Origin of the sequence: Sneathiella sp., assembly GCF_002694385.1 — a bacterium.
GTDB lineage: Bacteria > Pseudomonadota > Alphaproteobacteria > Sneathiellales > Sneathiellaceae > Sneathiella.
Genome location: NZ_NZMB01000023.1, coordinates 47,247 through 72,532, shown reverse-complemented (window position 1 = coordinate 72,532; position 25,286 = coordinate 47,247). Strand labels below are relative to the sequence as shown.

The 25,286-nt window shown below is 53.8% G+C and carries 22 protein-coding genes; 8 read left to right on the top strand and 14 right to left on the bottom strand.

The features are described from left to right. Positions 1-3 precede the first annotated feature (3 nt). The 5 genes from CMN55_RS16155 to CMN55_RS16135 form a co-directional block, all read right to left on the bottom strand. Positions 4-1,290: an NAD(P)/FAD-dependent oxidoreductase gene (locus CMN55_RS16155; RefSeq protein WP_293951186.1), complete on the bottom strand. Its 1,287-nt coding sequence runs from the start codon at positions 1,288-1,290 to the stop codon at positions 4-6. A gap of 114 nt (positions 1,291-1,404) precedes the next feature. Then, positions 1,405-2,913: an L-piperidine-6-carboxylate dehydrogenase gene (amaB, locus tag CMN55_RS16150; RefSeq protein WP_293951184.1), complete on the bottom strand. Its 1,509-nt coding sequence runs from the start codon at positions 2,911-2,913 to the stop codon at positions 1,405-1,407. Between the two features lie 137 nt (positions 2,914-3,050). Further along, entirely contained in the window at positions 3,051-3,968 is a 918-nt protein-coding gene (locus tag CMN55_RS16145) for a LysR substrate-binding domain-containing protein (RefSeq protein ID WP_293951183.1), read from the bottom strand. 187 nt (positions 3,969-4,155) lie between these two features. After that, the gene (locus tag CMN55_RS16140) at positions 4,156-6,132 is read right to left on the bottom strand and encodes a hypothetical protein (RefSeq protein WP_293951181.1); all 1,977 of its coding nucleotides are present in this window, start codon (positions 6,130-6,132) and stop codon (positions 4,156-4,158) included. A 111-nt stretch (positions 6,133-6,243) separates the two neighbouring features. Further along, positions 6,244-7,053: a helix-turn-helix domain-containing protein gene (locus CMN55_RS16135; RefSeq protein WP_293951179.1), complete on the bottom strand. Its 810-nt coding sequence runs from the start codon at positions 7,051-7,053 to the stop codon at positions 6,244-6,246. A 310-nt stretch (positions 7,054-7,363) separates the two neighbouring features. Between CMN55_RS16135 and CMN55_RS16130 the strand changes: the two genes are divergently transcribed. After that, a complete protein-coding gene (locus tag CMN55_RS16130) occupies positions 7,364-8,569 on the top strand; it encodes a M24 family metallopeptidase (protein WP_293951177.1) in 1,206 nt (401 codons plus the stop codon). A 187-nt stretch (positions 8,570-8,756) separates the two neighbouring features. Here CMN55_RS16130 and CMN55_RS17360 read toward each other — a convergent pair whose 3' ends face one another. The 9 genes from CMN55_RS17360 to CMN55_RS16090 all read right to left on the bottom strand — a co-directional run bounded on the left by CMN55_RS17360 (position 8,757) and on the right by CMN55_RS16090 (position 17,591). After that, positions 8,757-9,593, bottom strand: a complete 837-nt coding sequence (locus tag CMN55_RS17360) for a M24 family metallopeptidase (protein WP_366932095.1) — start codon at positions 9,591-9,593, stop codon at positions 8,757-8,759. A 558-nt stretch (positions 9,594-10,151) separates the two neighbouring features. Beyond that, positions 10,152-10,880: an ABC transporter permease gene (locus tag CMN55_RS16125; RefSeq protein WP_459253676.1), complete on the bottom strand. Its 729-nt coding sequence runs from the start codon at positions 10,878-10,880 to the stop codon at positions 10,152-10,154. 156 nt (positions 10,881-11,036) lie between these two features. After that, positions 11,037-12,080: an extracellular solute-binding protein gene (locus CMN55_RS16120; RefSeq protein WP_293951174.1), complete on the bottom strand. Its 1,044-nt coding sequence runs from the start codon at positions 12,078-12,080 to the stop codon at positions 11,037-11,039. Positions 12,081-12,111: 31 nt separating this feature from the next. Then, entirely contained in the window at positions 12,112-13,194 is a 1,083-nt protein-coding gene (locus tag CMN55_RS16115) for an ABC transporter ATP-binding protein (protein ID WP_293951172.1), read from the bottom strand. After that, positions 13,194-13,988 carry an ABC transporter permease gene (locus CMN55_RS16110; protein ID WP_293951170.1) on the bottom strand — a complete coding sequence of 265 codons (795 nt, stop codon included), beginning with the start codon at positions 13,986-13,988 and terminating at the stop codon, positions 13,194-13,196. The genes CMN55_RS16115 and CMN55_RS16110 overlap by 1 nt, the downstream gene beginning before the upstream one ends. Positions 13,989-14,226: 238 nt before the next feature. Then, positions 14,227-14,616, bottom strand: coding sequence for a hypothetical protein (locus CMN55_RS16105; RefSeq protein WP_293951168.1), 390 nt, complete (start codon positions 14,614-14,616; stop codon positions 14,227-14,229). A gap of 39 nt (positions 14,617-14,655) precedes the next feature. Next, positions 14,656-15,936 carry a TRAP transporter large permease gene (locus tag CMN55_RS16100; RefSeq protein WP_293951166.1) on the bottom strand — a complete coding sequence of 427 codons (1,281 nt, stop codon included), beginning with the start codon at positions 15,934-15,936 and terminating at the stop codon, positions 14,656-14,658. Positions 15,937-15,947: 11 nt separating this feature from the next. Next, on the bottom strand, positions 15,948-16,469 hold the full coding sequence (locus CMN55_RS16095; RefSeq protein ID WP_293951164.1) for a TRAP transporter small permease: 522 nt from the start codon (positions 16,467-16,469) through the stop codon (positions 15,948-15,950). Positions 16,470-16,565: 96 nt separating this feature from the next. Continuing rightward, positions 16,566-17,591, bottom strand: a complete 1,026-nt coding sequence (locus CMN55_RS16090; RefSeq protein WP_293951162.1) for a TRAP transporter substrate-binding protein — start codon at positions 17,589-17,591, stop codon at positions 16,566-16,568. Positions 17,592-17,869: 278 nt separating this feature from the next. Here CMN55_RS16090 and CMN55_RS16085 point away from each other — a divergent pair, with 278 nt between their 5' ends. The 7 genes from CMN55_RS16085 (at position 17,870) to CMN55_RS16055 (ending at position 25,285) form a co-directional block, all read left to right on the top strand. Beyond that, positions 17,870-18,490: a TetR/AcrR family transcriptional regulator gene (locus CMN55_RS16085; protein ID WP_293951160.1), complete on the top strand. Its 621-nt coding sequence runs from the start codon at positions 17,870-17,872 to the stop codon at positions 18,488-18,490. A gap of 705 nt (positions 18,491-19,195) precedes the next feature. Continuing rightward, positions 19,196-20,269: a C4-dicarboxylate TRAP transporter substrate-binding protein gene (locus CMN55_RS16080; RefSeq protein ID WP_293951158.1), complete on the top strand. Its 1,074-nt coding sequence runs from the start codon at positions 19,196-19,198 to the stop codon at positions 20,267-20,269. Further along, a complete protein-coding gene (locus tag CMN55_RS16075) occupies positions 20,254-20,823 on the top strand; it encodes a TRAP transporter small permease (protein ID WP_293951156.1) in 570 nt (189 codons plus the stop codon). Before CMN55_RS16080 ends, CMN55_RS16075 begins: the two co-directional genes overlap by 16 nt. Beyond that, entirely contained in the window at positions 20,823-22,166 is a 1,344-nt protein-coding gene (locus CMN55_RS16070; protein WP_293951154.1) for a TRAP transporter large permease, read from the top strand. The genes CMN55_RS16075 and CMN55_RS16070 overlap by 1 nt, the downstream gene beginning before the upstream one ends. 32 nt (positions 22,167-22,198) lie before the next feature. Beyond that, positions 22,199-23,479, top strand: a complete 1,281-nt coding sequence (locus CMN55_RS16065; protein ID WP_293951152.1) for an alpha/beta hydrolase — start codon at positions 22,199-22,201, stop codon at positions 23,477-23,479. 11 nt (positions 23,480-23,490) lie between these two features. After that, positions 23,491-24,276 (top strand): SDR family NAD(P)-dependent oxidoreductase, encoded by a 786-nt coding sequence (locus CMN55_RS16060; protein WP_293951150.1) that lies wholly within the window; start codon positions 23,491-23,493, stop codon positions 24,274-24,276. A 235-nt stretch (positions 24,277-24,511) separates the two neighbouring features. Continuing rightward, complete coding sequence (locus CMN55_RS16055) at positions 24,512-25,285, top strand: enoyl-CoA hydratase/isomerase family protein (RefSeq protein ID WP_293951148.1); 774 nt, start codon at positions 24,512-24,514, stop codon at positions 25,283-25,285. The last annotated feature ends 1 nt before the right edge of the window (position 25,286 follow it).

Sequence of the window (25,286 nt, the reverse complement as noted above, 5' to 3'; positions counted from 1 at the left end):
ATCTTAGTGACCAGCTAGTTTGTCCATCAGCGCATGCCAGCGCAGGACGAAGGGCATGAACCAGGGGTTGCCGGAATAGAAGGGCAGGGTTGTGAACTTCAGATCGTCATGGGCGGTCGTGTCATCCGCCTGCCCAAGGATTTTCCGGCTAAGCTGCCGCGCAAAATAAATCGAACGCGTAATGCCGGACCCGCAATATCCCATGGCGTAATGGATCCCGTCCGCCTCGCCAAGATGCGGCGCATGATCGAAGGTATAGGCGACATCGCCATGCCAGCAATATTCCGCGCGGGCATCCTCAAGCTGCGGGAAAACACGCCGTGCCAATACCATCAGATCATTTGATACTGGCCCCGGCCGTCGCTTGCGGTCCATGACCCGGCCGCCGAATATCATCCGCTTGCCATCCGGCGTCGGCCGGTACCAGAAAACCAGACGGTGTGTCCCACCATGCATTCTGAGTTTGGGAGATATCTCACGGATTTTTTTAATTCCGAGATCCTCTGTCGCGACAACACCAGCCGTCACCGGGATGAGCCGCCGCCGGAAATAAGGAAATTCCGGTCCGGTATAGCCATTCGTGGCGATAATGACGGTTTTCGCGCGGATTTCCCCGCGTACCGTCCGCAGGGTCTTGACGCTGCCCGTATGATCAATGCCGAGAACGGCGCAGTTTTCAAAAACGTGTGCGCCCGCAACAATGGCGCGCGTGGCGATGCCGGTCACTAGTTTGTAAGGGTTGAGACCGGCGTCCCGTTCATAGACAACGCCGCCATGATAAAGATCCGTCCCGATCTCGGCTTTTTGCATATCGCGTGGGACCGGATGAAACTTGAGGCCAATTTTGTCTGCCAGCAGGGTGGAATCTTTGACAAGTGCGTTATATTCCCTGGCCGTGGCGGCGCCCCGGAAACGGCCGACGAGTTGCAGATCGCAGTCAATGCCTTCGGCTTCGACAAATGAAAAGAAAAAATCGAGCGACGCCAGGCTCTCGCGCAGAATTTCCCAGGCTTTCGCCTCTCCGTATCTTTTTGTCAGCCCCTGAAGGCCAAGCTTGTGGAAACTGGGGCCACACATCCCGCCGGAGCGTCCGGAGCAGCCATGACCGATGTCATGGGCCTCGAAAACGGTAACAGATCGACCCGCACGGGCAAGATGCAGCGCGGCGGTGAGACCGGTAAACCCGGCGCCGATAATAGCGACATCGCATTCTGTCGGGAGATTACCCTGATCGCCCGCCGGTTTGTCTACCCCTTGTTTCCAGTAACTCTCACTGATCAGGTCCGGCATGGTCACAGGTCTCGTCTTCAGCGTTTTTCAAAGGGGCGGACGGGCCGACCGGAATCTTTGCCGAAGGTCGCGTCCTGTCGCTTTTTACTTTTGCGAAAAGAGATCATAGCAGTCTCAGATATCAAAGGAGACCCCTTGCGCGAGGGGCAGGGCGCTTGAATAATTGACGGTGTTGGTGGCGCGGCGCATATACCCTTTCCAGGCGTCTGATCCGCTTTCCCGTCCGCCGCCGGTTTCTTTCTCGCCGCCGAAGGCGCCGCCGATTTCCGCGCCCGAGGTGGCGATGTTCACATTGGCGATACCGCAGTCCGATCCGGCGGCGCTCAGGAACTGTTCCGCCTCCCGCATATTTAGAGTAAAGATGCAGGAAGAAAGCCCGGCTCCAACCGCATTCTGCATCTCGATGGCGTCATCGAGATCGTCATACTTTATCACATAGAGGATCGGCGCGAAGGTTTCCTCTAGCACAATGCCTTCATGCGTGGGCATTTCGACGAGGGCCGGGCGGACGTAATAGGCATCGGCATGGCCGGTCTCCACGCGTTCCCCGCCCGTGATTGTAGCGCCCGTGTCACGTGCTTTTTGGAGGGCGATCTGCATGTTGTCGAAGGCGGCTTTGTCAATCAGGGGCCCGACCAGTGACGGGGTTTCGAGCGGATTGCCGACAGAGACAGAACGGTAGACTTTCTGAAGAGCAGGGACGAGATTGTCATAGATTGAGCTGTGCACAAACAACCGGCGCAAAGTGGTGCAGCGCTGACCCGCCGTTCCCATGGCGCCGAAGGCAACGGCACGAAGGGTCATGTCGAGATCGGCGCTTGGGCTGACGATGCCCGCATTGTTGCCGCCCAATTCCAGAATACTGCGGCCAAAGCGCTCCGCCACTTTCGGGCCGACAATCCGGCCCATGCGGGTGGATCCAGTGGCGGAAATCAGGGGCACATCGCGGCTGCTAACCAGCGCATCGCCCACATCGCTCGCCCCAATTATGAGAGAGAGAAGTCCCTCCGGTGCTTTGCCGAAACGATCAAGTGCGCGTTTCACGATTGCCATGCAGGCAAGCGCGGTCAGCGGCGCCTTTTCCGATGGCTTCCAGATCACCGGATTGCCGCAGACAAGGGCAAGCGCCGTATTCCAGGACCAGACAGCGACGGGAAAATTGAACGCGGAGATCACACCAACGGGACCAAGGGGGTGCCATTGTTCCATCATCCGGTGACCAGGACGTTCGGTTGCAATGGTGAGGCCGTAAAGCTGCCGCGAAAGGCCGACGGCAAAATCACAGATATCAATCATCTCCTGCACTTCGCCTTCCCCTTCGGAAGGAACCTTGCCGACTTCAATGGAGACCAGCTTGCCGAGATCGGATTTCGCTTTGCGCAGTTCTTCTCCCAGCAGGCGGACAAGTTCCCCGCGCTCCGGCGCGGGAACAGTCCGCCAGCTTTTGAAGGCGGATTTTGCCATCGCAATAGTTTTGTTGACGTCCGAAACGCTCTGGGCTTTCACCGCAGCGATCTGCTCGCCCGTAACAGGGCTTTGGACGCGAATGTCCCCTCCGGAATATGCGGATTTTTCAACCCCCAGACGGTTCAGAATTTCTTCGGTGAGGTGCGCGATGGTCATGGTATTCTTTCCTGTCCCGAGTTTGTTAAACGATATTTCTGAAGCTGTTTCCGCATGCCGATTATAGTCTTTTAGACGGTGCGTTTGAAAGCAATGAAAACTTCTGGTTTCATTCTAAAAAGGAATGAATGAAAAAGCTATTCAAGCTGTTTGCCGACGCAGCTTTTTATCCATTCGATAAATGTCTCGACATTGTCATTGGTTCGCCCCTGTGGTGTGACGAGGTAATAGCTGTTGCGGGTAGTGAGTGGCTCGTTACTGATCGCGATCAGCTTGCCTTCGGCGAGTTCCTCCTCGATCAGATAACTGGGGACGAGAGCGGCTCCCAGCGAGGATAGGGCGCCCGCAATGATCATGGAAAACTGGTCAAAATACTTGCCGGCGAGAAGTGGCTCCCCCGTCAGGCCCGCCTGCCGGAAATAATCCCGCCAGACCAGCGGCCGGGAGTCGATATGCAGAAGCGGCGTGCGGGCCAGGTCGGCCACATTTTCAATTTCTTGTGCGGCAACGAAAGCGGGCGCGGCAACCGGAATCATCGTTTCGGAGCAGAGCGTCTGCATGTCCGTGAGTGGCCAGTCATCGGCGCCGAAATGAATGGCGAGGTCAAAATGTTCTCGTTCCAGATCAAAGGGGTTAAGGCGCGTATAAAGGCCGATTTCGATCATCGGGTGGCGGGCAGCGAAATCAGGCAGGCGGGGGATCAGCCAGCGGCAGGCGAAGGTGGGCAGGGTGGCAATTCGCAAAGCTGCGCCAACGTCTCCGGCGGAGATGGCGCGCATCACTGTCTGGCGGATATTTTCGAGATCAACGGCCAGCTCACTGGCAAAATTTCGCCCGGCTTCCGTCAGAACGACCTGCCGACCGACGCGGCGGAACAGACTGAAACCGATCAAGGCCTCCAGCTCCTTGACCTGACGACTGATGGCGCTTTGGGTCAGATGCAATTCTTCTGCCGCAAGCGTAAAATTCTGATGCCGGGCGGCGGATTCAAAACTGCGCAGCACCGCGTGCGAGGGGAGATGGCGGCGTGGGATATGCGGAGGTGAAGTAGCCATTTATGGTAGTGTTGGCAGGCGGGTTTGTTGAAAAATCAGGCCGGTATTTTCTACCGCAATAGGCGCTGAAAGTCAAAGGCAGCCATCGTTCTTATGACTTTTATTTATGTGATGGATAGCGAGGGATTCCTGTTGTGTAACAGGAGGGGGTGGCTGCCGGATTGCTCGGCAGCCACTTTTACGCATGCTAAAGTTTGCTGGGAGTTTTCTCTGTTTTCTTGGGTTTGCTGCGGATATATTCCGCGACACCCTGAGCAACGCCCAAAGTACCTATCATGAGGTTAAAGACGGCAGTTTGCATCGCAGACGCGCCAACTGTTATGAGGCTGTTGTGAAGATCACTGGCGGTTTTGCCGAGATATTTGATCTTGTTCGATTGTAGCAGTGAGAACGACGTGATGAGGTGCGATGTCGCATAGGTCGTCCCCCAGGCAATTGCACTGCTATATCCGGCCGGGATTTGATAGGTCACCATAAATGCAAAGTCGGTCAAGCGTGGAAGCGCCCCCGGATAATCAATGTTACCCGTGTTACCGTCTTTGGCGACCTTGATCAGGAAGTACAGGATATCCGCCCGGAAATCTTCAAGCTTTCCGCTTTCCGAGTTGGGTTGCGGGTCCAAACCGGTCGGGTCAACCCTGAAAATCTGTTTCCTGTCATTGATCGGGAAATTGTCCGGAACGGTATCCGTGTCATCAAGGAGCGGCAACAATACTCTGGCCCCCAACGGTTTGTAGCTGCCAGGTGTTCGCATCCATTTGAGAAGGGGCGCTTCATCCTTATATCCATATCTCACAGCAATCTCTCTCAGTGCCGGAAGATGCTTTTCTTCCAGGCTACCGTTGAGCAATATGGCGGGCATATTGGTTTCCGGCTTTTTTGCTTTAATCAGATTGATGTAATCCCTATACACAGGGATGTAGAACCGATCACTCGGGACAGGGACTTCCTCGCCCGGATCATCCCGCGGGACAGTGGATTGATCGTAAAACTGGATATGCGGAAACTCCGCAATGGAGGCTTTCTCCTTAAATGTACTGCCGCGAGAGGCAATCGGAGTGATAGCGTCAAAGGCATCATCGGCGATTTTGGCATAAATCTCTTTATTCGCCGAGATATACTTACCGGCATCGCAAACCGCCTTGATGGCCGGGCTCTTGTCCGAATGTGCCACCAGATAATGATCCAGCAGTGGTTTACCCGTGATATAGCAGGAAACATACCCAAGCATGTAAATATACATCGCCTGCGTCATTTTAAGATTTGACCGGAAGGTCGGGCTGCAATTTGGCACAAAGGCATAGTGGTTGAAGATTGTATCCACCGTAACTGTTTTTCCGCTCTGAAGTGGAACAGTTGTCTTGTATACCGCGGCGGAGATATATCCCTTGGGCATGCCGCTTTCGCAATCAAAGGAGATTAATGACAGCATGCGGTGTGACGGCTTTTCGTCGCTGCACTGGATGCCATGTCCGTCGAGCAGACGTTTCAGGGTTGCATCTCCATACCGTCCGCGTGCGCCATAGGCATCCACGTCGGTCTGCTGGAATATGATGCTGAGGAGCAATAGGGTCAGGTTTGGAAAACGAATGCCCGGGTTGATACCCGCATATCCGCTTGGATCATCCCAGATCATCAGCCCACGCTTATAGGGCTTTTGGCCTTTCTTGAGGTAGATTTCTTCTTTCTCCATCTCCACCCAGGGAAAGGGAAATCCGGGGTCGGCCAGACCTTTCGGTGTTAGTTTGTATTTATCCAGATTGGGCATTTTATTAACAGTTTTGTTGCCGAGAATCTGCTCGCAGAGGATATAAAGCTGCTCCATATTCTGGGGTAGGGGAACCTGAACCCGAATGGCGCCGCTTGGTTCCAGAAAGGGATGTATGGGGTTGATATTCATGACGAGTGGGCTGACAGCATTAAGTGTGTCAGCATCACCTTTTATAAAACCGATAGCGACTCTTTCCAAGTCGAGCATATAAGCGATGCGACTTGAAATGCCGACGTCTTTTCTTCTCTGCTTCAACTCCAGAACGAATTGCTTTGAAAAGTAATTTTCAATAGATGATCCTTTAAATGGATTTTTCTCTGGATCTCCATCATATTCCGGCCCGGCAACAGTGAGGGGGGCATACTTTGGAAAATCGACAGGTTTGTCTGACATATTCAGTCCTTTCAAATTAATTATTGTCAATTTGACTTTGAAAGGACGTGTTTTATTTACTTATGTGATGATATATTTCTCTTTTATTTAAAATTAATATTTAAATATTTATCATTTGTATTTTCGACTATCGGAAGGTTTGTGGCCAAAATAGGCGCGATAAGCGCGGCTGAATGATGACTGGTCATTATATCCGGTCCAGGCCGCGATGTCGGACATGCTGTGCTTGCCGCTCCGGATCAGGATTTCCGCCTGCTTCATACGGCATCGCTTTGAATACTGATGGATGCTGCATCCGTAATAATTCGTAAACAGGGCGGCCAGACGGTTGTGACCGATGGATACCTCTCGTGCAAGCGCCCGGCAATTTGGCGGCACGGCCAGACGGGTTTCCAGCAGCGCGGCGACCCGCTGTATTTTAATCGACTCCCGTGCTGCCCGAACATTATCACCGGAAGGCTGACGATCTGATATCAGGAGAGGCAAGGCGGCGCAGATCAATTCGCTCATTTTAATTTTGACAAATTCCTGCTGCAGCAGCCCTTCAAATTCACTCGCAAAGAGGTCGTCCATACAGTTTTGCATGCGGACGGAGAGCGGCGCATCCAGATCAAGCGTTGTTTTAAGGTGGCCATCCAGAAAATCATCCAATTCCTTATTCTGTATGGCTTCGGGGTCAAGATATCGTGCGGTAAGCAGATCGGGAGTAACCCAAATGCCGACATATCTGAGAGGCGCGTTTTTCCGTAAATGCCGGTGTTGCAACGCGCCATCCGGGAAACAGGAAAGATAGTAGTTTCCCCCGGTGAAATGTCGCACACGACGCCTGTCAATTTGCCGTGCCCCGTCCATGGATTGAACGAATTGCAGCGACAAACCACTGGCCATCCGCATTTCGATGAGAATATCTTCAGACAGCACGCCCTCAAGATACCACCCGATTACCCCCGGGACTCCACTTAGAAACTGGAAGCTTCCATCGAACTTCGCGGCTAACCCTTTTTTCAGAAAGGCAGTGATTTCCGCGGCGCCAAGCCGTGTGAACAGGCGACTGAAATCGTCCTGTCTTAATTGTATCCGCCTGATATCAGATCCTCCAATAGATGTGGAAAAGGGATATTATCCTAAAAATTACATTAGCGGGATAAAATGCACAAAAATATTATATGTCTGGTAAGACCCAGGCGGGCGGATGACGTAGACCTATTCCAAGATGCGGAGAATAAGAGACATGCCGAAAATACAGCCATCCGAATTTGCCGCACGTCTTGGCAGCTTACAGCGGATCATCGCCCGTGAGGGGCTCGATATCTTCATCGTTTCCTGCAAAGACAGCATTTATTACCTCACGGGGGCGGGATATGAGCCGCTTGAGCGACCCTTCTTCATGATTGTCAAGCCGAACGGTGCGCCGGTGTTGATCGCCCCGATGCTGGATAAGGCGCATATGGAAAAAGGTGCGAATATCACCGCCGAAAATACGGTCAGCTATTGGGAATACCCGGCTCCGGCAGGACGGGGTTGGCCGGAAATTCTGCGCCAGCAGGTTGAGCGATATACGGCTATCGGAGTGGAGCCGGGACTCACCATGGAAGTGCATGAAGAGATCCGGATCTTGAAACCGAAAACAGCTCCGTTGATTGAAGAACTGCGCCTAATTAAATCGTCGGCCGAAATCGCCATGATCCGGCGGGCATCTGATTATGCGGACCGGGCCATGTCACGTATGCTGAATGCGGCTTATTATGGCTCCCTTGCGGTAGAGGGTTTTGCCGAAACAAGCAAGGTTACACGGGAGATGATCCGTGACGTTTCCGATTATGATCCGGTCAACTCCAGTGTGCTTATGGCCCCCTGGGCCGCGCCGAGGAGTGCGCAGCCCCATTCGATTCCCGCCTTTTCCGATCCGCTGAAGGAAGGGCCGCATGTGGCGTTGGTGCTGACCCGTGTGAATGGCTATTCAGCGGAGGTGGAGCGCACCTTTTTCACCGCCGTCCCGGATAGCTGGTCGGTCGCTGCTTTCAAGGCAATGCAGGAGGCGCGTCGCCGGATGTTCGCGATGATCCGCCCGGGGCAAAGCTGTCACGATATCGACGCTTCCGTGAACCGTTTTCTGGCTGAAGAGGGCTTTTCCGGGGACGAGGTAAGATTGCATCGCACAGGTCATGGTTTTGGTCTTGGGGCGCATGAAGCCCCCTGGATCGCCGAGGGCAGCACGCATGTTCTTGCCAAGAATATGGTGATCAGTAATGAGCCTGGCATCTATCGGAGTGGGGTCGGGGGCGTCCGTCATTCTGATACGGTTCTGGTGACCGACGATGGATACGAATGCCTGACACGCAGCCCCGATAGTCTGGATGCACTGACCTTTGCATCAAAACCCGGTTTCGTCCAAAAATTCCGCAGCAAGCTTGTCCGTAAGGCGCTGAATATATGATGCCGGCAGGCTGCTGTTCTGAGTAAAGGGTCCGTTGACTGCTCTTCGTCTATGCCGGTTACGCACGGCTGGTTAATCTTTGAACCTCCCTTGATGGGCTGCTCGAATGGGCAGCCCTTTTTTTTGGTCGCTTGATGCGGTTATGTTGCGTCGAAAAAAGACCGGAAGGGAGCCTATCCCCTTCCGGTCAAGTAAGGCGCGCACAGCAGGCCACAATGAGAAAAACCTGCCGGGCGCCAAAGCAAGAAGGTTGGGAGGAACCACTTGCCAGATAAAAGTAACCGGANATAGCGCNNGTCCCGANGNTGCGTTTGCNNTATNTCCTTATCTGCACNCCNTAAAGGATTGTCTGGCTCGNCAGNTCCTTCGGGGCGTTGGTNAGAACAATTGGNCCGNNTTCGCCGACAACAACCGTGTCATCAAAACGGAAGCCGCCGANGCCGGGAAGATAAATACCGGGNTCCGCCGAATAGACTTCATTNGCGATGAGNGGACGGGNATTGAAGGCCATGTCTTCGGGGAACTCATGCCCGATCAAACCCATTCCATGGCCGGTGCGGTGCATGATATTGCTGGCAAATCCGTGNTCNACAAACACNTGNCGTGGGGCTTNGTCCACATTGCTGAGNGCATTGCCGGCGACAAGGTTGTCAATGGCGGCCTGATTGGCGAGGCGCGCAGCCTCGAAGGCNCGAACCTGTATATCNCTGGGNTTGCCGCAGAAATAGGTCCGCTCATTCTCAATCGTCACGCCATTCAGGCGCGGAATGATGATGTTGACAATAGCGTCCCCNTCCTTGATGCGNGCGCCAGCCTGTCCCGTATCCCCATGGGGGGAGGAGGAGGAGGGGCCNCTCAGNGCAAANAAGCGGAGCTCGAAATTCTCNCCGGGATANCGGTTTGCCGCTTCCTCGAACGCCTTGGTGGCGATGGAGTAATCCAGTTCGTGCACAAGGCGACCGGGGCGAATGCCATCACGATAAAANTCCTGCATCCANTCGCTGAGGGCGCANAGTTCCTTCATGATCGCGATTTCCTCCGCATGCTTGATCCANCGCATTTGCCGGAANTCNGATGNCAGNGTTTCGACCGAAAGNCCCTTATGTGTCTCTGCGACTTTTGTGAGCCATCCGGCGCCNGTATCAACCCCGAGGCGTCCATTTCCNAGNCCAAGCATTCCGATGGTATCGCCAAGCTGTTCCAGNAANCNGCGAGAGTCGCGGTTGTCGCCATGGCCGAGNGGAAATTCACAATAGAAGCGGACATTTTTCGTCCACAGGCTNCCGCGTTCGGTGGCGAAGCCNGTATGATGGGTNGAGAGCGCATTCATAATGGCAACCGGTTCNCCCTTGCGCGGCATGANCAGTGCGATAGGCCGTTCCCATGTCTGCACNTCNACNTGGAAGTTTGANAAGAACTGGAAGAAATCGGCTCCGAACAGGACAACACCGTCCAGCCCNNTGTCGTCCATCATCTTGTCCAGCATGTTACNCCGATAATCATACACGGCAGTGGATAAAAAGCTCATCTTCTGTCCTTTCTGGTCTTGTTTTTNACTATTGATAAGGATGGCATTNCGTTTTCACAGGGCGAGCGCCTTCAGACGCCGCCGGAAATAAAGGCTGGAAACCAGGGTTGCGAGAATGGTCGCCAGTGTCAGGATAAAGGCNAGGGCCGCACCGAAGGGCCANTTGGACATGGCNGTCACCTGCTCGTAAAGCGCNGGNGCCATCATNGCGAAACTGGGNCCGCCNAGCAGTACCGGCGTNGAATANGCATTCATGCAGAGGATGAACACCATGATGCATCCCGTTGCGATTCCGGGAACCGAAAGGGGNAGGATGACNCGACGGAAGGCGGTNAGCGGGCTTGCGCCAAGATTTTCCGCCGCCTCNGTCAGGGAATAATCAATGCTNTCCAGCACCCCCTGCAGGGTGAGGATCATGAAAGGGAGAATGACGCAGAGAATACCGACAAANACCGAAAAGGTGGTGTACATCATCTTGATNGGCTCNTCNATCAGGCCGAGATGCATCAGCACCACATTGATAAANCCTTTGGCGCCGAACAGCGTCATCCAGCCNGCCGCCCTGACCACATTCCCNACNAGNAGTGGGAAAATGATCAGGATGACAAACAGGCTTTTAAATCGCGACTTCGTCGTCGCCAGGAAATAGGCAACCGGATATCCAAGCANCANNCTGACGATGGTGCATTCCAACGAGACCGTCAGGGTGGTGAGAAGNACCTTCTGAAAATAGGGCTCNCTGAAAAAGCGGGCGTAATTTTCCCAAGTGAAGGCTTCNACCATCAATTCAAGCGGATCGAAGGCATTGAAGCTGTATCGCAGCAGGATCAATGTCGGAATGACCAGCGCCACGATGATGATGAGCGTNGCCGGCATCAGCATCGTNGACGCAGTGAGGGTCAGGCCATTGGAGTTGGACATCAGATTATNCTTTCTGCNTCAGGCCTTGAAGGTCTGGTTCCACCATTCGAGCATTTTCGGTCCTTGCTCTGCGACATAGGCATAGTTGGACTTGTAGAAATTCTCGCGCTCCGCATCGGTGAAGCTGATGGCTTCGATCAGTTCAGCAGGCAGCTCCGCGCCCTTTACTGTCGGAACATAGCCCATATTGGCTGCAAATCCGGCCTGCGCTTTCGGATCCAGCATGGCATTGAGGAAAACCTTCGCGGCGTCCGGATTGGCGGCGTTTTTGGTCATTGCGGCTTCAAAAACGACAGGCAAGGCGCCTTCACTCGGGACCGAAAAGGCCAGGGGTAGGCCCATCTGCTGCCACTGATAAGCGCGGGCGCGCCACATCAGAGAGACAGAAATTTCCCCGCTCTTGAAGGCATTGGCGACAGCCTCGTTCGAGGGCAGGATTTTGACTCCCGACTTTTTCAGCTCCAGAAGCGGCTCATATCCGGGGTCAAAATTTTCATTACTGCCACCATGGGCGAGGGCGGAAGCGACAATTGCCTGACCAAAGAGAATATTGGCGAGACCGATCTTGCCCTCATATTCCTTGTTCCACAGATCCTTGTAGGATTTTGGCGCCGCAACGGTGTCCTTGTTATAAACAATGACCATGCCGCTATAGATATGCGGGATGGAATAGCCGGTCTCGAATTGCGGGAAGATACTGTCGAGCAGCGGGACGTCAGCCGATGTGAGCGGGGCCAGGCAGTCCTTTTCATGCAGTTGATGCATGTCGGATTCGCCAAAGCTGATGACATCCAGTGAATTGGTCGGGCGAGACGCCTGGGCGATCACCTTGGTCTTGCGCGCACTGGTATTGCCGGTATCAAACACGACCGAGACGCCATCGGCATTCAAGGCGAGAGGCTGGACAATTTCGGTGAGCAGGCGGGAATAATCGCCGCCCCATGTGGCCATGACAATTTCCTTGGCGGCCCAAGCAGGTAGCGCAGGCGCGAATGCGGCCCCGGCGGTCAGGGCTGCCGCCCCCTTAACGAATGTGCGTCTTCCGATGTTGAATTTGTTCATTTTCTCTCCTCCTGTTAAACTCTGTCTTTTCTCAGGCCGGTACGGCGGTTTCCGTATCGGCAATCAGATGTGTGCTGTCCGAAGACCAGCCGGCGACGACATTTGCGCCGGTCTCGGCGCTGAAAGTCTGGCCGGGCCGGTTCTGTAGCTGAACCGTGATCAGATCCTCCGCCGTCAGTCTGAGCTCGACTTCGGTGAGGGAGCCGAGATAGGTCACCCGCTCCACCTTGCCCTCGAAGCTGTTATCAAAGCTGCTGGCTTCCGGGCCGAGACGGATGCTTTCCGGTCGAACGCTGAGCAAGGTGTAATCGGCGGTCCCGTTGGCTGGTTTCGGGCAATGAAGCTGTAAATGGCTTGTCGTGTTGAAATGACCACCGCCATTGCAATGGCCCGTGAAAAAGTTGGATTTCCCGAGGAAGCTGGCAACAAAGCGCGAATTAGGCCGGTTGTAGACTTCAGCCCCACTGCCCGATTGCATGATCCGTCCTGCTTTCATCACGACCAACCGATCGGCGAGCATCAGGGCCTCTTTCTGGTCATGGGTCACAAAGACAGAAGTCAGCCCAAGCCGCTGCTGGAGCGCTCGGATTTCATTGCCGACACTTTGGCGAAGAACTGCATCCAGGTTGGAGAGCGGCTCATCCAGCAAAAAAACATCGGGCCTGATGACAAGCGCGCGGGCAATGGCGACACGCTGCCGCTGTCCACCGGACATCTGTTTGGGATAGCGGTCTTCATAACCATCCAGATGGACAAGAGAGAGCGCCTCTTTCACCAGTTTCCGGCGTTCTTCCTTGGCGATTTTGCGCATTTCAAGCCCGAAGCCAACATTTTCTCCGACCGTCATATGCGGGAAGAGGGCATAACTCTGGAAAATCATGCCGGTGTTACGTTGGTTCGGGGGGACCTTGGTGACATCCCGTTCGCCGATGCGGATGATGCCTGAAGTCGCGTCGATAAAACCGGCAATCATCCGGAGCAGTGTCGTCTTGCCGCAACCACTCGGCCCCAGAAGAGCAATCAGTTCCGGACCTTCTACTGTGAGGGAGAGATTGTCGATCGCTTTGACCGAGCCGAAGTTTTTCGTCACATTTTCGATGTGGAGAGAGGCCATTACACAATCCTGCTCAATTTGAAGAATCTGTCGGTGATCAGCAGCAGGGCGGCGATCACAATGATCTGCACGGTGCTGACGGCGGCGATTGTGGGATCCATGTTGAATTCCAGATACTGCATCTGCGCGATCGGCAGTGTCGTCCGTCCCGGGCTGACAATCAGTAGGGATAGTTCCAGATTTTCAAAGGAGATGATGAAGCTGAAGAGGGCGGCGGCAACAATACCACCGCGCATCAGCGGCAAGGTAACGCGGAAAAAAACCGTGCTGCTGGAGGCGCCGAGATTGCGCGCGGCCTCTTCGACGGAACGATCCATGCCGAGGAGGTTCGCGCCGATCAGACGTACCGCCCAGGGCATCACCAGCATGGAATGGGCCAGAATGAGGCCGACGTTGCTGGAGATCGGATCAAAGGCAAAAAGGTCAGTCACCGCGATAAAAAAGATGTAAAGCGCGACGCCGAGCACGATGTTCGGAATAATGAGCGGAGAGAGCAGCAAACCGTTCAGTACATCCCGCCCCGGAAATTCATGCCGGACAAGCACCATCGCCGCCATAATTCCGCAAATGACGGAAATGGTCGAGGAAATGGCGGCAACAATCATGCTGGTGATAAAGCCATTCAGAAAAACCGGGGTTTCCGCAGCCGCGGCAAACCATTTGAGAGTATAACCCGGCGGCGGAAAGGTGAGGAATGAGCTGTCAAAGAAAGCCACCCAGACAATGAAAATGACTGGCAACACCAGAAACGCCATAACACTGGCGATGAAGATGGATGCAAACAGTCTGAACAATGTTTCGGACCTCCCGCCCGCCGGACATTCCCGGCAGTTTGTCTGTTTGATGGCCTCGTTAAATAACAAACAAATATGTTTGTTTGTTATATTCGGGCAAGGACGACCCTGTCAAGCATAATTCGCTCAATGGGTCGTCCGCTGCCATTTAGGGGACATGCTGCCGTTTAAGCGGCATGACGTGCAAAGCACAGAAGAGGGCCAACTCCCGCATACAGCCAGCGATGGCAGGCGAGGCTTATGTGGGCAGCCCTGAAATAAAGCTGTATATCAGCCCGATTATCCCGAGTGAAATGCCGACAATATTGATAGAGGCGGCAATGACCCCGGCCTTAAAGGAGGCATAGTGCGTCATGTCCCTGTCAATAAAGAGTGATTTCAAATGTTTAAGTATCCCCCCCGGAACGATGCGCAGGATGAGATAGATCCAGCCCGCGCGATAAATCCACCCCGCAACCAGCGGGAAGGATAAGGTGATGAGTGCCACCACGAGCATCGACACCATACCTTTGGCCGGGCTGGTGGCGGTCAGGGGTTTCATACCCTGCTTCATCCGCCACCAGCTGACCAGATTGAAAGCGGCGCCAGTTGCGGCATAGCCGAGCTGGCAATAGATAATTTCTGTCATCGGGATGCGTTTTCCGGTTTCTGATTCTGTATCTGCCGTTTACCCGAAAGCCATATCCGGCAGCCAGAGGCAGAGAGCCGGGAAAAACACGAGTAGGATGATGACGGCAACGATGGCGAAATAGAAAGGCCAGATGGACCGCATGAAATCCGGCAGCGGCACCTTTGCAATCGCCATGACCACATAAAGGGTAATGCCGACCGGCGGCGTGATACCGCCGATCATGATGCTCATGATGAAGACGATACCGAGATGGATGGGATCAATCCCGACATTGGTGGCAATGGCGAGGAATAACGGACCAAAGACGATGAGGATCGGTAGCCCCTCCATTACCGTGCCGAGCAGCAAAACAGAAATGATGATGACCATGAAAACACCGGCCTGTGTCGTTACCCAGCCGCTGACAAACTCGCTGAATATCTGTGGGATATTGGCGGTGGAGACAATCCAGGTGAAAATGGCGGCGCAGGCAATGATAAAGAGGGTTGCCGCCGTCGCCGTCGCCGCTTCCGCCGTGGCATGAACAATATGACGCCAACTGAATTTCAACAGAAACAGTCCGACGATAAGTACATAAACCACCGCGACCACGCCTGCCTCTGTCGGGGTGAAAATGCCACTCATAATGCCGCCGATCAGGATAAGCGGCGCGAGAATGGGAAGGATGGCTCCATGAAAAGTGCTGAGTACCTCCTTGAAATCAGCGCGGGGCAGAACGGGACATACCTCGCGTCCGGTTTTGGCGAGGAAATAGATCAGTATCATCATGGAGCCCGCCATCAGCAGGCCCGGAATGACACCGGCAAGAAACAGCCGCCCGACCGAGACCTCGGTCACAAAGGCATAGATCACCATGATAATGGAGGGTGGAATGATCGGGCCGATCAATGCCGACGCGGCCGTAATGGCAGCGCTGAACCGATCACGATAGCCCGCCTCACGCATGGCCTTGATCTCCACCGCGCCAAGCCCGCCAGCATCCGCAATGATAGAGCCGGACATCCCTGCAAAGATAACGGATGCGAGAACATTGACATGCCCGAGCCCGCCCGGAATATGGCGGACAAGCGCCCCGGCGAAAGCAAAGATCCGTTCGGTAATGCCCATCGTATTCATAAGGAATCCCGCCAGCAGGAACAGCGGCACCGCGAGCAGGGAGAAGGAATCAACGCCGCCCGCCACCTTCTGGGCGAGCAGGACAAGCGAGATATCTGCTGCTAGAAGATAGACAGCGGCAGTAATAAGCATCGCGAAGGCGATTGGCACCCGGATCAATATCAGGATCAGGAACAGCGCCAGTATGATTGCAAACAACATGGTGCGTCCCCTTATTCCGAAGCCGACGTGACGACATGCATTTCTTTTTCTGCCTGCGCGAAGAAGGCATTAAAGGCATGTTCGATGGCGAATATCACAATAACCGTACAGCTGATCAGCAAAGGCAGGTAATGCATGAAGAAGCGCGACAACTCCAATGTTCCCATTTCAAGGCGCATGGCCTGCGGCGTGAGCTCAAGCGCCTGTGACGCCAGCAGTAGCAGAATGGCGATAACGCTGATCTGACCGATAAAATCGGTGATACGCAGAAAAGGCGTTTGGGATCCGGTTTCCGAGAGAAGCTCGACAGTAATATGCGCCCGTCGCCGATAAATCCATCCGGCACCGAGAAAGGTCATCCAGGTCAGTGAAATCAGGCTGATTTCATCCGTATAGGGGAGGGGTAAATTAAAGAAATAGCGGAAGAAAATCTGACAGGCCATAGCGATGACAATGGTAAACATCAACAGGACGCATATGATCCCGGTAATTTTCTCCAGCCCGATGCAGAATGTTTCGAATAGACGGCGCATGATTGTTTGTATCCCCGAAGATATGGATATTGCGGCAGGCCCCGACCGGATTGAAACTGGAAAGGGGCCTGCCGGATTGTCCGAAGGGCTGGAACGTCAGTTGACTTCCCGGAGCGCCGTGATTTTTTCAAACCAGCCAGCGGGCATTAGGCCCTTTTCAACCATGATGTCGATATTCTTGCTGGTATTCTCGACAAACTGCTGACGTACTTTTTCATCCATACGCTGGAACTTTCCGCCTTTGGCGATGATTTCCTCACGCTGCTTGGCGAATCCATCCTGAGCCAGCTTGGTCTGATAATCGCCCGCTTCCTCTGCCGCGTCGGTGATCAGCTTCTGATCTTCCGGGCTAAGCGCTGCCCAGGCTTTTTCATTTACAAAAACACTGACCTGCGGAAACATCATATCCGCCTCGGTAATATAGGGGGCAACCTCATAAAGTTTGGTTGGCAGAATGCGGTTGGCGGCAGATTCGGTCATCTCCACAACACCCTGGCTGAGCGCCAGATACTGTTCGCCATATGCGATTTGCACCCCGATTGCGCCCATATTCTCATAATTCTGCACATACATGGGTACGGTGGCGGTGCGGGTCCGAACGCCTTTCACATCATCGACGGATTCAATGAATTTGCTTTTATGCATGAGCCAACGTGGCAGCGAATACCAATTGGAGGCGACGACACGCACGCCAAATTCGTCAATTAGCTGCTGGTTCAGCTCTTGCCCCATATCGGATTTCATGAAGCGATCCATATGCGCAAAATCCTTGAACAGGAAAGCCGCATCGATGACGCCGAAAGCCTTGACGAGGCGGGAGGCCTGCGATCCGGCGGAAATGAACATCTGCTGCGTGCCGATTGACACCGCTTCCATCTGCTCCTGGCCATTGCCAAGTTGTCCGCCGTCGTGATGATTGATCTGGATTCGCCCGCCGGAACGTTCGGCGACCAGTTCGCGGAATTTCTTGGCAGCCTTGCCTTCATCGGAGCTTTCGGTGCCAAGACCTCCGCTGATCCATTTCGTGTCGGCGGCGAGGCTGCTCTTCGATGTAATGACGGGAGCGAGAAGCAGCGCGCCCAGTGCAAGGACGGACACAGCCGTCTTTTTAAACTTTCCCATTTGTTGAATCTCCCTGTTGAGGCTCATCTGTCAGGATACATCATTTTGTATTCCTGTTTGACGTCTTGAAAACCCATTTCTATGATGCGTGCCATATAAGAAGGGTCTCCAGTGATTTAAAAATACAAACATGTTTGTTTGTTTGTCAATAGGCGGCTATTCTATTTCTTGCGGTGACTCTGTCCATGCAATGGTTTATTGAGGGGCCGCAGGCGATATCCGCCGGAATTTTGCAGGAAATGAAGTTAATTTTATTAATAGTGGGTTGAGAATTTTCCATGAAGAAGACAGCGCATCGATCCCAGGCGGAACGGACGCAGGAGATGAGAGACCGGCTTTGCCGGGCGACACTGGAAGTCATTACCGATGTTGGTTATGAAAAGACGACGACAACAATGATTGCGGAGCGAGCCGGTGTTTCCCGCGGCGCCCAGACACATCATTTCCCAACTAAATATGATCTTGTCATTACGTCGTTTAAATATCTGCTTCAGGATTGGGAATATAAGCGTGCTGCGGTGGTCGGGGATGCGGCCGTGCAGATTACCGTTGAAAGTTATATCCGGTTTCTGTGGAAGGAAATTTTCGGCCATCCGCAATATGTGGCTGCGCTGGAGTTGATGTTGGCGGCTCGTGGTGATGAGCAGCTGCATCAGGGACTAGTGGAATCTCTTAATGAGCTGTCGGCCCTGCGCCAGGCATTGTGGCGCCAGATATTTGAAGGAACGGGCGCGGAGCAGGATCGTGATATCATCATGCAGATGACCGTTTGCCTGTTTCGTGGGCTGTCCATGCAGGGCAGCCTGGAGGAGGCAAACGGACATGAAGGTGATGTGATCAATATGTGGATTGCCATGCTGAATGATAGATTGTCCGCCCGAAAGTCAACGCCAGACTGATATTATGTGACTTTGATCCCGTTTTGCCTTTCCGAGAGGCGAGTGGGTTCCAGCAGATTATCGCGCATATATGATTGCGCGATCTGTTAAATCCCTCCGCTAGAATAATCTACCGGTATGCCCGAACCTGCCGTGCGTGGGGTCAGCGGACCATTTCTTATGAGCGGCCGACCTTGTCCCTTTTGTTCTATTCGCTGCGGCTGGTTTTTTGCTGTAATGGCCTGTCAGATTGATGGATGGCATCATTTCGAGAGGTGTAAAAAACCGGCTATTCTATAGCAAAAACCAATTGCGATAGGACCTTTTGGAAAGACCGAATCCGCAAATCTGGAGGTCGATCATAATTTATATTTCAGATCATAAAAAATTGTTAACTATATGTATTATAATGATAAAAATATTATTTTAATATCCTGATTATGTCTAATCGACAGTTCAATTTTTCTGCATATAAGCATCTTTTTCTTGTTTAGAATTGTTATGACTTTTGAACTTGACATTATATTCGGCGCTGGCCAAACTCATTAAACTTAGTCATCTAAGTATTAGTGGCGGCAAGTTTCCTGGGAGGCAAGGAAACAGGCTGTCAGCTTAAAAAACAGACAGCGTAATTGCGATCCCCTCAAGGGCCGATAATATCGGCGAAACAAGATGAATATCTGTGTGAGCGGACGTCAGGGAAAATAAATTTGATAGGGAGTGAAAATGAAACGTCACCTTAAAACTATGGCGCTCCTCGGCGGCAGTTTGCTGTCGGTGATGGCGTTCGGGCCGGGCGGCGCATCTGCCCAGACGGCCTTGAGCTGGGTTGATGGCAACCCGAACCGGGGCGCGCGCGCCGAAACCTATGAATGGTTTGCAGATGAGCTTGCCAAACAGAGCAATGGTGAAGTCAAAGTCGATTTTCACTGGGCAGGGGCACTGCTGAAATGGAGTGCAACGACGGTTGGCGTCGGTAGTGGCTCGGCGGATGTTGGTACGATTGTGGCTGCTTATAATCCGAAAGAACTGACTGGCTATAGTATTGGCGATTTGCCGCTGGCCAATTCCGACATCTGGGTTGGCATGCGGGCAATCTATGAACTTGCGACGACTCATCCGGCCCTGCAAAAAATGTGGGACGATCTGAATCTCGTCTATCTGACCAATGTGACAACCGGTGCGGTGCAGCTTCTGTGTAAGAACACACATGTTGAGACAACGGATGATCTTAAAGGATTGAAAATACGCGCTGTTGGCCCTTATGGTCAGGCTTTCAGCGATTTCGGCGCCAATGTGGTGCGCATGGAGCAACCGAAGGTATACAGCGCTCTCGATTCCGGGGTTGTTGATTGCAACATGAATTATATGACGGCCATCGACGCACTCAAACAGAATGAAGTTGCCAAAAAGCTGACCCGGCTTGACTGGGGGCAGAATCTTGCTTTTGGCGTGGTTATGAACAAAAACAGCTTTAATAACCTGACACCCGAGCAGCAGAAACTCGTTCGGGATCTTTCTTCCGAGTTCATTGATGTGCACGCGAAGGCCTCGATCGAAGCCTATGACAAAAGCTTCAAGGCAATAACCGAAGGGGCCGATGCCGTTGAGGTTGCCAAGATGACGCCAGAGGCGCAGGCGAAGCTGGAAGCCCAGGGGATGAAATATTTTGATAGCTGGGTGGAACGGGCGAATGATGCCGGTCTTCCCGGGCAGGATATTTTCGATACCTATCTGAAGCTGGTTGCGAAATATGAGGAAATTCGGGATACGAAGGGGTATCCATGGGCGCCGAAGTAGAATCTGGCGCGGGGCTGGACCGGGAAAATCTGCCCGGTCCGCGCTTCCTCTCGGTGATTGAGAAAGCCGGTCTTGATCTGTCCGTCATTGCGATTGTTGTTCTGGCGCTGCTGGTGACTCTGTCCATTGCGGGGCGCCTTATTCTCGGCTCGGCCATATCGGACGATATTATTATTGCGGGCGAGCTTATGGTTGCGCTGGTCGCTTTGCCCTGGGCCATTGTAACGGCGGATCGCGGTCATATCGCGGTCGAGGTTTTTACGACGCGGGTAAAGGGCAGGGGTAATATCTGGCTGGATATTCTGTCCACTTTTGCCGCCCTCGTTATGATGGTTCCCCTTACGCTGGCCGTGGGCAGTGCGCTGATGACCTCAATTGATTATGGCAGCTATTTCGATGGGGATCTGTATCTACCGCAATGGCCCGGGCGGTTGATGTTTTTTCTTGGCTATGCCCTGATGCTGGCGCGCTTTGCTTTCTTACTCAGGGATGATGCGTGTCGATTATACAATTATCGCCGCGAAAGCGTCACTACAGATAAAGATTTACTCTGATGGATCCCCTTCTCCTTGGACTTGGCGGCTTTTTCGCTGTTTTGATTTTGCTGATCGCGCGTGTTCCCATTGCCTTTTCGCTGGGATCCGTCGCCGTAGTCTGCACCATTGCTTACTACTCCTGGCCAGTCGGCGGCGAAATTGACCTGATTCGCGGCTGGAGGGCGGCAGCGCCGGTTCTGACATCGAACACCTATGATTTCGTACATTCGTTCGAGTTGATCATGCTGCCGCTGTTTATCGCGCTCAGCCATCTTGCCTTTCACACGGGTATAACGACGGATATATATTATGCGATGCGGGTCTGGCTGGCCCGGGTGCCGGGCGGGCTTGCCATTGCCTCGATCATGGGGTGCGGCGGCTTTTCCGCCATCACCGGTTCCAGCGTCGCCTGCGCCGCTGCGATGGGCCGTATTTGTACGCCGGAGATGCTGCGCTATGGATATGGGCGGCGGCTTGCAACGTCATCTGTCGCGGTTGGTGGGACGCTTGGCTCCCTCATTCCGCCGAGCGTTCCTTTCATTCTCTATGGCATTTTCACGGAACAGTCGGTGAGCAAGCTGTTTATGGCGGGCTTGCTTCCGGGGCTGATCTCTCTCGTTGCTTTTATCATCGTTGTCCTGATCTGGGTTAAATTCAACCCGGCAGAGGCGCCGGTGGTGGAGATGGAACTCAAGCGGGGAGACAGGCGCCGGGCGGCGCTTCGCACCTGGCCGGCGGTTACCCTGTTCGGCATTATCATTTTCGGAATTTTTGGTGGCTTTTTCACGACAACCGAGGCGGCGGCAATCAGCGTTGTTGTGGCAACCATCATCGGTGTGCTGCTCAAGCGGCTTGATCTCGCAAGCTTCATCAATTCACTGCGTGAAACCGCCTATCAGACGGCGATGATTTTCCTGATTGCCTTTGGCGCCAAGATTTTTGTTTCCTTTATTTCGCTCACCGGGGTTGCGCCCTGGCTGATTGCCGAACTTCAGGATGCCAATCTTGCCAACTGGATGATTATCGGCTTGATCACTCTCGCGTTTATTCTGCTCGGCATGTTTCTTGATCCGATCGGCATTCTGCTGCTCACCCTGCCGATCACCGTGCCGTTAATTGAGGGCATGGGATATAACCTGATCTGGTTCGGGGTTATTGTTGTCAAGCTGTTGGAAATCGGCCTGATCACTCCGCCGGTTGGTCTGAATGCTTTCGTCGTCAAATCGGTGGTGGGAAGGGATATTCCCGTGCATACCATTTTCGCCGGAATTAGCCGTTTCCTGATCGCGGAAATAATTGTTCTCGGGTTGCTGCTGGCATTCCCGATACTGTCACTCATCCTGCCAAATACAATGCTTTGATATAATAAAATTACGTGGAGGACCCTGGGGCTATGAGACTACTTTCCAAAACATACTGGCATGGAACGCAGATCCGTTTCCGTGATCCGGTTGAAGGGGTAACCGGCATTGCCGTGACGCTCGATGCGGCGGACAAGACACGGGTGCGCGGCACCTTCTGGCGGCCCGATAACAATCCAAATCCGAAGGTGGTTGTCATTGCGGCCCATCCGCGCGGGGATTTTTCCGAACATCATGCCTTTCCCGGATTTCTGAAGGCGGGTTATGGCTGCATGGGCGCGAATATGCGCAGCCTTAACAATGATTCCGACTGCCTGCATGAAAAGCTGGTTCTCGATATCGCCGCCTATATGAAATGGCTCAAGGAAAACGGGGCTGAAAAGATCATCCTGCTTGGCAATTCCGGTGGGGGATCGCTGTTCTCCTTTTATCAGTCACAGGCGGTCGCGAAGCCAGAAGACCGTATCAAATTTACCCCCGGGGGTCGCCCAACCGGGCTTGAAAAGGCGGAACTCATTCCCGGCGATGCCCATATCTATATGGCGGCGCATACAGGCGAAGGCCTGATCATCAACGAGGTCATCGATCCGTCCGTTGCGGATGAGCATGACCCGCTTAAAACCAATCCGGAATTTGATATGTATGATCCGGCGAACGGTTTCAAACCAGCACCAGAGTGGGTGGAATATTCTCCGGAGTTTGTTAAAAAATTCCGCGACGGTCAGCTTGCCCGTGTCCAGCGGCTCGACAGTATTGCCCGTGAATGGATCAAGGAAGCGGAGGATGCTGCGCGGATACATGGCAGCGAATATTTTGAAGACCTTCCCGCCGATGTACAGCGCCGGGTGATGCAGCAGCAGTATTTCGAACCGGTCATGGTGATCTACCGGACAATGGCGAATTTGCATTATGCCGATAAGACGCTGGACCCTTCGCCGCGCGGTTATGGATCGATCATGAGTCCGCGTCCGGATCTGATGAATTTTCAGCGGTTCGGTTTTGCCCGGGTTATGACGCCGCATGGCTGGCTTTCCACATGGTCGGGTTTGTCTTCAAACGCGAGCATTCTGCATAGCGGGCCGTCCATAACTGAACCCGCGGTGGTTATCCATGCGGGCAAGGACCTGGAGGTTTTCCCGGCCACCCATTCCCAGGTGACCTTCAACACCATCCAGTCAGAGGACAAGGAATATTGGGATATTCCGGAAGCGCTGCATTACTTCGAACCGGATGAAGGGGATAACGGCAACGAGACGCTGAACCGTATGTTGGACCGCCTCGTCGCCTGGACGCGCGAACGGTTTCCGATCTGATGGAGGGAGAAATGGCGCGACTTGCGGGGAAAACTGCTATCATCACCGGCGCGGGCAGCGGCATAGGCCTCGCCACCGCAACCCTTTTTGCGGAGGAGGGGGCAAATGTCGTCATTTGCGACCTCAATAAAGAGGCGTGCGGCAAAGCTGCTAAAAGTATCACAGATGCGGCCGGCTCCGCCCTTGCTATGCCGATGGATGTAACATCCGAGGCGGACTGGCAGACGGCCTTCACAAAGGCGGCGGATCAGTATGGCCGGGTTGATGTGCTCATGAACTGCGCCGGTGTCGGCGACCAGACACCGATTGAGGACACGACTGTCGAGATTTATAACAAAGTTTGTGATGTTAATCTGAAGGGGGTGTTTCTCGGCTGCAAATACGCCATCCGGCATATGAAGCATCGGGGGAGGGATCTACAGATGGGGTCCATCATTAATGTTTCCTCGACCGCCGGATTTGTCGGGACAGCACGAGCCGGCATTTATACCATGTCAAAGGGCGGTGTCCGTCTTTTTTCAAAGGCGGTTGCGGTCGAGGTGGCAGAGTTTGGCTATCATATCCGGTGCAATTCCCTGCATCCCGGAGGGACAGTCACGCCGATGTTCGACGGATCGCTCGCCACGCGCAATATCTCGCAGGAGAAGTTCGCCGAACTGGTGAAACGGCGTAATCTGCTCGGTCGCCGGGCGGAACCGGTCGAGATTGCCTATGGCGCGCTATTCCTTGCCAGTGACGAATCCTCTTTCATGACCGGAACCGAACTCGCGCTTGATGGCGGCTATGCCGCCCGTTAGATCTCCGCTTTGATGGGTTGTGTGTATACCGCTCCCGGGAGATTATCTTCTTCCGGGAGCTTTTTTATTTGATCGTGATAAGGGCATCCGGCGTTATAATAATTATGTCGAGAGCTATTCATTCTGTAGTATTTACGCCTTTTTCTTAGATATCTAACTTGACTGGTTTGGATATCTAATTAAACATTCCGTTATATAAAAACTGCGCAAAAGCGCCAGACAGGGAGTGTTTATAATGGGATATCAACCGGTTCTTTGCGAGATTGATGAAGGCGTTGCGCTGGTAACCCTCAACCGGCCGGAAGCCGGAAATGCCAGCGATGCCGCCATGGCCCATGCGCTGATTGCGCTATGGCCGGAACTTGCGGAAAGTGACGCGGTGCGGGCGGTGGTTCTGACGGGTGCAGGAACACGCCATTTCTGCACCGGCGCCGATATGAAGCTCGCTTCCGAGGCGGGTGATACGGGGTTCGATGCCTGGGGCGATGTGCCCGAAGACTTCTTCAAGCCTGTCATCTGCGCAGTGAATGGCGTTGTCGCCGGGGGTGGCTGGCATTTCATGTGGCAGGCGGATTTTGCCATCGCGTCGGAAAGTGCCAGCTTCCTTGAACCGCATGTCAGCGTCGGCTGGGTGCCACTCCGGGAAATGCTGGGCATGGCGCTGCGCGTACCGCAGGGGCCGATCCGCCGCATGGCCTATATGGGAACGGCGGAGCGTATGCCCGTACAGCGTGCCTATGAGCTTGGCATCGTCACGGAAATCGTCCCGGCGGAACGGCTGGTGGAACGCGCGCTGGAAATTGCAAAAATCATTGCCAAGCAGGCACCGCTTGCCGTGCAGACCCAGAAGGAAACCTTCCAGCGGGCTTTTGATCTGCGGTATGCTTGGCGGCCGCTCTATGACCATATGCATGAGAAGCGCATTCAGGTCGATTGGGAAAGTGAAGATGGCAAGGAAGGCCCGCGCGCCTTCGCCGAAAAGCGCGCCCCGGTCTGGAAGGGCCGCTGAT